Source organism: Acinetobacter sp. 148 (assembly GCF_031196675.1).
GTDB classification, from domain to species: domain Bacteria; phylum Pseudomonadota; class Gammaproteobacteria; order Pseudomonadales; family Moraxellaceae; genus Acinetobacter; species Acinetobacter baumannii.
The window spans coordinates 192,752-203,893 of sequence record NZ_JAVIMT010000017.1; the positions used below are offsets into that span (position 1 = coordinate 192,752).

The window sequence follows — 11,142 nt, forward strand, 5'->3', positions numbered from 1 at the left end:
AATGGTGTAAAGTTTTATATAAAATCTATTCATTTTTATCATCTGGCTCTACTTCACCTGCTTCAATTAGCGCTAACTTACGCATAAACGCCTCTTCTTTTTTCTTCTTCATATTAGCTTTAGCGATTGCCATTCTTTCTTCAGCACCCGAAATAACAGAACTACGCCGTGCTTGAACTTCCGACTGGTCTTTAAGATCATCTACATCTAAGCCCCAGAACATTGCTTCTGTCTTGGCAATGTTAGAAATGCTGATACTTTGCTTAACGTTTAAATCTACAACTTGACATATAAGTCCCATCTTGAACTTGACTAATGCTAATTGTTCCTCAGTTGGATTATTTAAATTCAGTACTTCATCTCTAATATGAATAACACTATCGATAGTGTCTGTAATTAACTCTCCAAGCTTATGAGCTCTTATACGGTTGTTTTTGACAACCAAAGCTGACTTTAGATAGTTCTCGTTGACTGTAGAACGGCCACCGTTGTTATGACCACTATTTTTTGAGTTTTGACTATTAAATTCAGCAATATTTGACGTTTTTTTGACAGAATTTTGACTATTACTTTTTTCAGTTTTTTCAGTATCTTGTGTATCTTCTTGACCATTGTTTTTTTTGGTCAATTTTTTAATCTCTTTATTAAGCTCCTGAGCTGTCTTTTTGACTAGAGATTTAGCTTTCTTTTTCCATTTCTCCGCAAGTGCTTTACGGCGTACAACGGATGGCGAAGGCATCTCACAACCGAGTTCTTCGCCAACCTGATCAACTAAACCTTGCCACGTAATCTTAGGAGAAGATTCATAGACTTCTTTTAGCCGGTTCCAAATTTCTTCCGAGTATTCAATCTTGCGAGCCATTAAAGTCTATCCCTTATTCAGTAAATAGACCTATTTGTTTTACTTCAGCTATAGCTTGTTGCTGTAAAGAAGCCTTGCTAAAACGTTTTTTATTTTGGATCAGATCAATTAGAGCTTTTTGCTGTAAATCGTTCTCTTCGCGTTGGAATACATCATCGATAGCCATTTCTAAGTTACGGATTTGTTTCGCACGATTTTGTTCACACTCACGCACTATACGCATGAGGGTGTGAAGTTCAGGTAAAACCTTTTCTTGGATAGACTGTTCTTGAGATAAACATGCTTGAATAAGCCCCTTTGAGGCTTCAAGTAACTCAACCGTTAAGGCTTTAGGGAAAGAAGTAATATGCTGTGCCGCAGCCATACTCAATTGAAATGCCATAGCTTGAGTATATTCACTCATCATTTCACCAAGACTGTTAAACAGAATACCTGCTACAGAAGCTGTTTTATCTAGTTCCGGTTCAATCGTAAAACCAAGAATCCAGTCAGCTGAAACACCATATTTTTGACATAGCAAAGAAAGTAATTCTGCATCTGGCATTAACTTACCATTTTCGATTTCACTCATTCGATTTTTATGCGGTGTACCGAATATTTCTAATGCTACGTCTTCTTGACGTAATTGAGCCATGTCACGCGCCATTGCAAGTTTTCTTCCGATAAGTACTCGACGTTGCAAATCGCTCTTTTTCGCCATTTAAATGCTTCTCCCAGCTAACCAATCAAAATCTACAGTTTTTGACAACCAATCAGTTTCATCAGTAAAAACGCACGAAAGCCAGACACAACCCTCTTCACATGGTTCTGCCAGCTTAATTTGTTCACTTATGAAAATATTGTCGTCTTTGAATAACAAGCCATCACCTTTGACACTATCAATTAGTAGTTTTGGATAGTTATCAATATCAAATCGTGGATAAGTTTTAGCGCTGTAAGAACGAGTTTTAAGTGGTGGCTGAACAATTAACCGTATTTCACAAAGTTGATCGATAGCTTTTAACTTAAGTGCTCTAAACATAGGTCCATATTGTTTTTGAACCTTGTCCTTATACTTTTTAGCACCTACTGAAAGACTATTTCTTTGCTTTCCGTTCTGATCAATTGTAGCCCGCCAAATCTCGTTAGCGCTTAATCCATAAGGCAATTTGATTGTGATGTATTGCTTACCAAAAATGATAACACCACCTGTACTTCCCCTATACACACTATTTTCACCATCATTTTCTTTTTCTACATGGCACGGGAAAAACACATGTTTATTTGAGCTAGCTTTATGCTTTTTAACTTTGTCATTACCTGATGAAACACTGAAATCCTTAAAGAATTCCTGTCTTTTATTATTGGAGAAAAACTCGCTCCACTGACGGCGGTTACTTTTTTTAATCATAACGACCTCAAATCAAGCAAGTAAGATTTACATAAACTTGAAGCTCTTCTTGCATGACATAATCCTTAAAAACACTTAGTTCCAGAATTATTAACCGTTAGATTTATTTAGAAGTACCCTTGTTCCAATTCATTATTTTTGTTTGTAAAAAAATGCTCTCTTTTATATATGCAAAATATATTGATCCTCAAAAAAACATCGAGCTGGTCCTACTTACCAATGTGTCAGCACTTTTAGGATAGGGGCCCCTATCATTTCCTTCTTTTTAGTAATTTAATATCCAAACCCTTTTTACGTAGGATTTGCATCACACACCAAAATTTTAAAGGCCACATCTAGTTTCCCTTTATTATAAAATTATTACCTAGGGGTTGTTTAGAAATCTAAAACTTTTATAACTCTTACTCAGAAATTCTCTTTTTCATCAACCATAAATTACATAAAATATTATATTTATCCACAACTTAAATAAGCTTGATTCTTTAATTGATAAACTCACTAGAATAATATTTCTTAAAATAATAGGAGTATATTGACAGAAAAAAGCTAAAATATTACTCTCTAAAAGTTTTCTTCATAAAAAAGCATCAAAAAATGAAAACTATCATCGTAGCTTTTGTACTCTCAGCAATTTTGATCATTCTATCATTTTTATTTTACATGATTATAAAAACCCATTATAAGAAATAACAAAGAATTAAAAAAGCTCATTTCCGAACCAGAAATGAGCTTATGAAATCCACATAAACCTGAAATACTAAGTATGGCTACTTAGCAATATTAAATTAAATGAATTTCTTTGAAGAATCAATATTTTTTTTAAAAAAGTATCTAAAAAAATTTAAAATTATTACAAATATTATAATTATAGCTTTTAGCAAAGTTAATTTCTTTGCTGCTACAAAAAAGTAAAAGTTCAAAAAGAATAAAACTTCTAAAATTAGTTAACGGGACTAAGAAAACTATTTTTTAAAAGTTGCTTTATAATGTTTGGAATTAAAATAATTTACAATCTCTTCCCCATTATTTTGATTTTTTTCTAAATTTAAGGTTAAAAAATCTAATTCCGATTCCAAATTTATAAACTCGGGAATATATTCTTTGATAGGAGGGGGTGGCTTAGGGCCCCCTTCAGTAATTTTTTGAATAAACCCAGCTAACCATAAAATGTATTCTTCTCTTAAATTATAAGAAGGAATCAAACTTACATCAATCTTTACCTTACAATCATTTTTACTTTTACTCAGTACTTCATTGAAATCAATAAAATTATATTTCAGCTTATATTCTGTACCCTTAATTTCTTTTCGAATCACCTTCATAAGAATATACATATTTTCTAAAACATCTTTAGAAAATAGTTTTTCATTTTTCATTTTTTTGTAAATAGTCTCAGCAAGAAAAAGATATTGTGGCATGTTACAAATTCCATTTCATAATTTCCTCTTATTCTATAATATAGAATTATTAAATTAATATTACAAGAATTTACTCAAAGTTTTTTATTTTAAATTTTGAAGTAATATCAAAATATTAAGATAGTAATTCCTAATAAAAAGGTCTATTTCTTTTTTAAGAAATAGACCTAGCGAAAAAAGCGCTCAAACCTAAAAATGGCTGATTTAGTATTAGCTGCCCTTATTCAAGTTGGTACTATTAAGTAATTTAGAAAATGCTCAATTAACCTCTCTCTTTAAATTTCTCTGCTTCCATCTAGTCCCTACATCTTATGAAATGGACCCCATATTGCATTCATATTCTTGAGCTGCTTCTCTTCGTAGTTAAGCCTTTTTCTGATTAGCTTGAACTTGGGTCGGGGTTAGCTTGTTTGGATTGTATTTTTTTGAGCGTTTTTTGCTGGTTGCTTTAGATTTCATTTGCACCCACCCCCTTTAGCTCTTAACTTTTCAGCAACTAAACGATCAGCTACACGCTTAACTCGATTCCAAACAAAGTTGTGATCAATTTCAGAACGACCTTGATAAATACGTTCAAGTTGAAATGCCGTAACTGAATAATCCACTTCTAAGGCCAGTAAATCCCAATCTTCATTAAAAGCTGTAGCGTAGGGGGTCAATTGGCTTTTCTGTGCCAAAATACGCAATTGGCGAGCATCTGGACCACGTTTTACAACTGGTTTTGGCTTAGATTTGATTAAACCAGTTGAAAGCGCCCATTCGACACAAGTTTCGCAACGACAACATAAACGCTTATACATAGGTCCGGTGCCGTGAGGCATATTGAGATCACGCCCTATAGACTCAACGTGTCGAATTTTATTACCAGGATGTTTCAGCCATTTCTTAACTGCTTTTTCTAATGCTTTTCGCTCCTTAGATTTAGCTGCTACGTTTGAGTAAGCAACTAATGCGTATTCAGATTTTTTCATATCAACAAATGCGTTCACTGTGCTTTACCTCCACCTATACGAGCATCATCCCAATCACATTCCACAATATCTAAGCCATCATGTTGAAATCTTGACCAAAGCCGGTCCCCAAGATCATCGCGAACCTCAGAAAGGCTTAGGTTTGAAATCACTACTGTTGGCTTCATCTCGTCATAACGAGTAAGTAGAACCTTATGAACACTCTCAAGCAGGTGAGGACGTTTTTCAGCACGGTCATGTAAGCCATATTCGTCAATAATTAATAAATCTTTGCCCACATAACGTTTTAGTGCTTCATCTTCGCTATCACCGCTACGGCGATAGGCACCCGCAATATCTTCAGCTAAGTCTGCAGACGTAATGTAAATAGCCTCCCAGTTTTTAATGATGATATTTTTCAGAATAGATGAACCTAGATGGGTTTTACCTGTTCCAGTACGACCAACAAGGAGTAAATTTCTAAAAACACCTGCATTGAAATCCATAGTGAACTTTTCACAAGTTTTACGAGCTTTGTCTTGTCCTTTGTGAGTTACTGCATAGTTGCTAAAGCCGCTATTTACATGTCTTTTAGGGATACCAGCTCGAGCCATTTTCAAATTTAAAATACGAATATTCTTATCGCTTTCATATTTTTCATTTGACTGCTTCATGATTTTTTCAACACAAGACTGACAAACGATTCGACCATGTACATTGATCATTTGTTCTTTGTGGATCTTACAGATCTGGTTTGTATGGGAAATTTTATATTCCAATTTTTGAGGCACTGCGTTCATATCAACTCACCCTTCACAGCTGTGTGAGCAACCGGTTCATATTTCTTTGGCGCTCCCCATTGATCATTTACGTTGCGTGGTAACGATTGATGGTTTGACTGTTGACCAGTAGTCATTTCGGGTTTTTCGTTTAGGTACCAAGATGCTTTGAAGGCACCCCAAGGATTTTGTCTTTTCAAACAATATTCGACGGCTTGCTGAAGTGTGATTCCTGCTTTTTGGGCTTCATTCAAAAGTGCGTCAAAAGCGTTTTCGGTGTTTTGAGCTTTCTTGGCTTTACGTACTTGTAAGAACTCAGCAGCGTCTTTCTCAGGTACACCATTTTTTTTCAAAGCACTCTTGAAACTAAATTTTGCTTGAGTCGATGAATCAACTTCGCCAACGGCGGAGTTGTTATTCCCTTCTGGATTCAGTGAATCAGGATTCAGATTAAGGGAATCAGGATTCAGATTAAAGGAATCAGGAATCAGGGCGTTTTGGTCTGAGATAGAAACAGTTTTAGAACCGTTATCTAACTGTTCTTGTGTGTTTCCACTACTGTTTGCTTGATTCGATTCACTTTCTTGATAACTGTTTTCAACAGCAGAACCAGTATTTTGAGGGGCAAATGGACCTGTTTTATCGTAAAAATGCTTTAAATCAGCTTTATTTAGCTGAATTGCCTTTCCAACAATTGTTTTGTTTTTTGGATTACGTTGATAGACAGTGTAGATGCCATTTCTGTCAGGTAGCTCACTATCTTTCTCAAGACCATGTGGGTTTTGATGTTTAACAAAGTTAACGATATGGATAACATCAATACCATCAGCGTTATATAACTCGATAAAACCAAACTTAGAAATGTTCTCTAACTGTTCTGCAACGTTTATATCGTCTGCAGGAAATAAAGACATTTTGATTTTCTTAGGTCGATTTTCGAGTCGGCCTTCGCGATCTGCTAAAGTCCAAAGCCCTATAAATAGCAATCGTGCTTCATAAGGTAATTCAATAATGTCTTCATTCATAAAGAATGAGGGCTTAATATTTCTAGATCTTGCCATTTCTTAAGCTGCCTCATATAAGTGTTCATGTGCAAAATTTGCACGTACTAAAGCTTCAGAGAATTGAGGAGGTACAGAATTACCTACCATTCTTCCCTGTTCTGTCTTAGTTAATTTGATAGTGTTTCCATGTTCATCGATCCCATGATCAATGATGTAAGTAGGTTCAAAACCTTGTGCAGTGAATAGTTCTCTTGGCTGAAGCATACGGAAGCCAATATCAACAATTTGGTGCAGCTCACCTTTAACCATTACAAGGCCAAAACGATCACGTGTTGGTATCGTACGAAGTGGCTCATGAATGCTATTTCCGTCTTTCTCACTACCGTAGAAGGCAGTTAAAAATGCTTGTACCAATGCAAAATGACCCGCACTTGTAGTAATGGTGTGTAATGGTTCATCTACTGGTTGACCAATGTTGTTATTACGCAGTTTCACCAGGTTGCTGACGACTAAACTGTTATGATCTTTTGCAGTAATCGTATGAAGTGGTTCACGAATATCACTACCAACTACACCCGTATAATGCTTAGCAATGAACGCAGTAACTAACGCATGATGCCCACCTTTCACCCCTGCGCAAATTGTGCGTAAAGGTTCATCAATAGGCATACATCTTGGGCTAGATGCATTTGCACACTCAGTAAGTACTGGGGCAACGCTTTTAACCTTATCCATTGGAACAATAAATGGTTCTGGATTATTGATCACATAACGGACTAAACCATTTGCTATACGGCGACAAGTTGCCTCAACTAGAGGTTTCTTACGAGTAAAAATACTTGGGCAAGGAATCGACCAATCTATACATTCTGCAGTGATTCGCCATGGTTTTAATTTCCCAGCTTTAACTGCTTTGCTATCTGGTGCAGCATGCGTAGGCTTGGGCCAAACTATAGGAAAATTGTCACGGCGAGCAACAAGAAAAAACCGTCTTCTTAGTGTTGGAGATCCGTAATCCCGAGCACTCATTACTCGCCATTCAACTTTATAACCTTGATGACGTAATGCATTAACAAAGCACCTGAATGTTTCACCTTTGTGCTTTTTACTCGGGAATCCATCTTTTCCTAGTCTGCCCCAAGTTTTGAACTCTTCAACGTTCTCGAGCATGATTATACGTGGTCGTGTAAAGTCAGCCCATCTAAGAGCAATCCAAGCTAAACCACGTATTTTCTTTTCAACCGGTTTTCCACCTTTTGCTTTAGAAAAGTGTTTGCAATCTGGACTAAGCCAAACCAGTCCTACAGGCTGATTGTTAGTAACTTTTACAGGGTCAACATCCCAAACATCCTCACAAAAATGACGAGTATTTGGATGATTAGCACGATGCATTGCAATTGCTTTAGGATCGTGGTTAATAGCAATATCAACGGGACGGCCAAAGGCTTTTTCTAAGCCAGTAGATGTTCCACCACCACCTGCAAAATTATCAACAATCAATTCATGAGGTAATAAGTTAAGATTGAGGCACATATTCATAATGCACCACCATTAACTTTTTTAAGCGTTAGTAAAACAGTGAATAATTGACCTGCAGAATATTTAAATGTCTTAACTTCAGTGCACTCAACTAAAAAGCGATGTTCACCAAAATTAACCCTACTTCCTGGTCTATCAAGTGTATAACGGCTCCAACCTTCAGGAATCGGATCACAGGAAAAATGGCCGTAGAATTTTTCAGGTCCACATTTAATGCTACAAAGGGGTTCAGCTACCCAAAAAACTTGATTGAGAAATTTTTTTCTCGCACGAAATTGATTGTTTTCCCCTTCCTTAATTCGCATATTTACCGCTATTTCGCATAATTCCCTATCGCGGATATTTTTAGCTTGGTTGCGGTCAACGATGAGTTTATTTTTCATATCGCTCACCCATCCAATCCAATTAAATTCTTAAATTCAGAAATCACATCTACCAGCATTTTTTCGAGGTATACGTAATCAGGATTTAATTTGGATGGCCCACTTTCCCAAAGCCAGTCTTCACCAAACAGTTCACACATGATTGATCGGTCTTTAAAAGTGAGCTGGTCAAAGAAATTTGAAAAACATTCGAATTCAATTTCTTTAAGGTGTTCATAAAAATTTCTAAGATCTTTTTTGGAAATTGCGCCACTTGATCGACCATCTTTTAATTCAGATAGCTTATTGATAGCTATGTATTCAATTACTTCATTACCATCCTCAACATCTACCCACTTTTCAATTTTAGGAAAAAGTTTATTAAGTAAATAAGGAGCATGGCATTGGGCAATGAACTCTTTAAAAGTTGGTTGACCAACATGAGAAAAGAAAGCGGAACCGGTAAAACTACTTAAAACGACTGTTAGACGTCCACCGCCAGCACTATATAAATTATTTGGATCAACATAAGCTAAAGCCCAGTCTGACTTATATTCACCTATTTTTTTGAAGACGAACTTTTCCATTAAAAGTTCCCCAATGAAATTGTCTTCTCTATATACAATCTGGCTCATGAGGCGCCACCTTGGTTAACTTTATAAGACTTGCCATAGAGGACCAACTCAATAGTGCTAGTACTTACAGCAAATTCTTTTGCCAAATCTTTAACTTTTGAGCCTGATGCACGTTTTTTCCTAACGCTCTCTACTTGCCCTTGATTAAGTTTTGCATTTATATGTGATGCCCCCTGCTTATATCCACCATGCTGAACCCTATCATTTGCATTATCTTGTTTTGTGCCATAAGCTAGATTTTCGTAACGATTATCGGATGGAATCCCATTTAGATGGCGTACTTCTTGATTTTCTGGAACAGGCCCAATAAATGCATCTGCAACAAGTTGATGAACACCAATTGGTCTTGATTTGCCATTACCGATATATACAGAAACGGTGCGATATCCTTTTGAAGTGGTAAATTGCGATAGTTCTTTTGAGTATGAAAAATCAACTCTATTTAGCCCTTTGGCTAACCTACCCTTGCGACGGTGTGTAAAAACTTTCCCATCTGCAGTGACTGAGTAACTGTTAAACGATGGACATCTTTTCATTGATCAATCCTCCGAAAAGAAATACACCAAACCCAAGGGTTTTCATTCCAAGATTCTTTACCTTTTATTGCTTCCCAATGTTTTTGAAAGTTAAGAACTGGGTTATGAGAATTATTGCTTTGCATAGTTGAATCAGTTTTAGGTTTATCAAAACCTTCAGCCTTAGCATCTACATCACTAATTTCATGTAAACGCTCAACACGGATATCAACTATTTCAAGCAAAACACGTGATGCTTTACGAGGCATACGAGAAGATGGCTTCCATCTAACTGGATAACCCTTTCCCTTACAGTCGTAATAAGCAATTTCATTTGGGTTATCTGCTTTGTAGACAAATGACTCATGAGGAGTTCCACCTAAACTTCTAATTTTGGTGCCATACGTCTCTTGAACAAAAAGCTGGTCGCCAATTGCTCCAAAAGGACAAATTTTCTGAAAATAAGAAGATATTTGTGATTTAGAATCTTCTAAACCAAAGAACTCTCCAAGATGTTCAGCTATATCAATTTTTTTTTGAACTTTACTCTTAATAATTCGGCGTGTTTGCGTCTTAGATCCATTTAAAATGGCCCTAACCATTTCTGAATTAAATAAAATTGGACGTACCGTCATGCTGCACCTTCCTGAGCTGGTTTATACAAGCTCACTTGTTCAGCATAATTCCAAGCACGTTCACAGATATTATTAAAAGAAGAGCGTCTTTCATCTAACCACTGCTTACGCCATTCTTTTTGTTCAGCTGGATCTTTAATTAAGTTGTAAGCTTTGAAAAAAGCTGTTCGGTCAAGGTAGGAACCTAATAAAACGCTATTAAAGCTATCTGCTAAATCTTGTTTTTCTTCATCTCGAACTTGAATAAGTGTTTCTTCAAAATTTGTTCCAAATTTAGAGATAAACCATTCTTCATGTCCACCGAAAAGAAAGAACGGAACATCTAAATCATGTTTTATCCCCTTCGCGGAGTATTGACCATTTCCAAGTACACAAGTAACTAAAGCAGCAATTTTTAAATTTGGTGCTTCAAATGTACATTTATCACTAAGGTTTATTAATTCAAAAATCACTGTTCAGTCCCTACCTCAAATCGTAAATCTAAGAAAGCTTGGTTCACTGGACCTACATAACGTGACCAGCCAAAGTTTTCTTGCCAAAACCACCAATTGTTCTGCTCGTCACGCTTCCACGGCGTTCCCTCAGAATCAGTGTGATTGGTTCCTAACGGCCAAACCTTTTTTTCTGAAGTCATGAAATCTCCTTTTGTGCATTGAATGCACGATCTAGAAATTTCTCTTCATCGGTTTGAGTGTTTACGATTTGATGCGGGGCATCTTGATTAATAAGACAAGTTGAGCACTGTTCTTCTTTAAAATCAGTGCATTTGCCTGAGCAGTGATGATTTGCTAAATTACTCACGTTCATTCTTCCAAGGGTTTGAACAGCCATAGACCATTTCCTGTTGGCGCAGGGAGTGGTTTTTTATTTCCAGCTAAGTAGATCAAGCTGGACTGATTTATCACTAGCATTTGTATGCCGCGATTTTTCGGCCCGTAAAGGCACTAATTCGAAGGTATCTCTGGTATACCCGTTATCTTTTGACCCACAAAAAACATTTCTGAGAAACTGGTATTCGGATTCAGCTTCTGAGACTGATGTATGCTGAAAAAA

The 11,142-nt window shown here is 36.3% G+C and carries 15 protein-coding genes and 1 pseudogene; all 16 read right to left on the reverse strand.

All coding sequences use genetic code 11. The features are described from left to right. Positions 1–25: 25 nt before the first annotated feature. On the reverse strand, positions 26–862 hold the full coding sequence (locus tag RFX69_RS03535) for a hypothetical protein (protein WP_006581302.1): 837 nt from the start codon (positions 860–862) through the stop codon (positions 26–28). A 13-nt stretch (positions 863–875) separates the two neighbouring features. Continuing rightward, positions 876–1,562 (reverse strand): helix-turn-helix domain-containing protein, encoded by a 687-nt coding sequence (locus RFX69_RS03540; protein ID WP_001085639.1) that lies wholly within the window; start codon positions 1,560–1,562, stop codon positions 876–878. Next, entirely contained in the window at positions 1,563–2,252 is a 690-nt protein-coding gene (locus RFX69_RS03545) for a RusA family crossover junction endodeoxyribonuclease (RefSeq protein ID WP_000592656.1), read from the reverse strand. It lies immediately after the preceding gene. 962 nt (positions 2,253–3,214) lie between these two features. Then, positions 3,215–3,670 (reverse strand): hypothetical protein, encoded by a 456-nt coding sequence (locus RFX69_RS03550; RefSeq protein WP_001136753.1) that lies wholly within the window; start codon positions 3,668–3,670, stop codon positions 3,215–3,217. A 455-nt stretch (positions 3,671–4,125) separates the two neighbouring features. Then, entirely contained in the window at positions 4,126–4,659 is a 534-nt protein-coding gene (locus tag RFX69_RS03555) for a hypothetical protein (protein ID WP_000991091.1), read from the reverse strand. Beyond that, positions 4,656–5,420: an ATP-binding protein gene (locus RFX69_RS03560; protein WP_000994862.1), complete on the reverse strand. Its 765-nt coding sequence runs from the start codon at positions 5,418–5,420 to the stop codon at positions 4,656–4,658. The genes RFX69_RS03555 and RFX69_RS03560 overlap by 4 nt, the downstream gene beginning before the upstream one ends. After that, positions 5,417–6,460 carry a hypothetical protein gene (locus RFX69_RS03565; protein ID WP_000124477.1) on the reverse strand — a complete coding sequence of 348 codons (1,044 nt, stop codon included), beginning with the start codon at positions 6,458–6,460 and terminating at the stop codon, positions 5,417–5,419. The genes RFX69_RS03560 and RFX69_RS03565 overlap by 4 nt, the downstream gene beginning before the upstream one ends. Positions 6,461–6,463: 3 nt before the next feature. Then, positions 6,464–7,942 carry a DNA cytosine methyltransferase gene (locus RFX69_RS03570; RefSeq protein WP_001055556.1) on the reverse strand — a complete coding sequence of 493 codons (1,479 nt, stop codon included), beginning with the start codon at positions 7,940–7,942 and terminating at the stop codon, positions 6,464–6,466. Continuing rightward, a complete protein-coding gene (locus tag RFX69_RS03575; protein WP_004708298.1) occupies positions 7,939–8,325 on the reverse strand; it encodes a hypothetical protein in 387 nt (128 codons plus the stop codon). Before RFX69_RS03575 ends, RFX69_RS03570 begins: the two co-directional genes overlap by 4 nt. 5 nt (positions 8,326–8,330) lie before the next feature. Continuing rightward, a complete protein-coding gene (locus tag RFX69_RS03580; RefSeq protein ID WP_000078469.1) occupies positions 8,331–8,939 on the reverse strand; it encodes a hypothetical protein in 609 nt (202 codons plus the stop codon). After that, entirely contained in the window at positions 8,936–9,475 is a 540-nt protein-coding gene (locus tag RFX69_RS03585) for an HNH endonuclease (protein WP_000817335.1), read from the reverse strand. The genes RFX69_RS03580 and RFX69_RS03585 overlap by 4 nt, the downstream gene beginning before the upstream one ends. Further along, positions 9,472–10,089, reverse strand: coding sequence for a hypothetical protein (locus tag RFX69_RS03590; protein ID WP_000218435.1), 618 nt, complete (start codon positions 10,087–10,089; stop codon positions 9,472–9,474). Before RFX69_RS03590 ends, RFX69_RS03585 begins: the two co-directional genes overlap by 4 nt. Further along, the gene (locus RFX69_RS03595) at positions 10,086–10,541 is read right to left on the reverse strand and encodes a hypothetical protein (protein WP_000575717.1); all 456 of its coding nucleotides are present in this window, start codon (positions 10,539–10,541) and stop codon (positions 10,086–10,088) included. The genes RFX69_RS03590 and RFX69_RS03595 overlap by 4 nt, the downstream gene beginning before the upstream one ends. Further along, positions 10,538–10,723, reverse strand: coding sequence for a hypothetical protein (locus RFX69_RS03600; RefSeq protein ID WP_000200037.1), 186 nt, complete (start codon positions 10,721–10,723; stop codon positions 10,538–10,540). Before RFX69_RS03600 ends, RFX69_RS03595 begins: the two co-directional genes overlap by 4 nt. Then, on the reverse strand, positions 10,720–10,920 hold the full coding sequence (locus RFX69_RS03605) for a hypothetical protein (RefSeq protein ID WP_000290737.1): 201 nt from the start codon (positions 10,918–10,920) through the stop codon (positions 10,720–10,722). The genes RFX69_RS03600 and RFX69_RS03605 overlap by 4 nt, the downstream gene beginning before the upstream one ends. Before the next feature lie 33 nt (positions 10,921–10,953). Continuing rightward, positions 10,954–11,142: pseudogene (locus RFX69_RS03610) on the reverse strand (hypothetical protein); the annotation flags it as partial.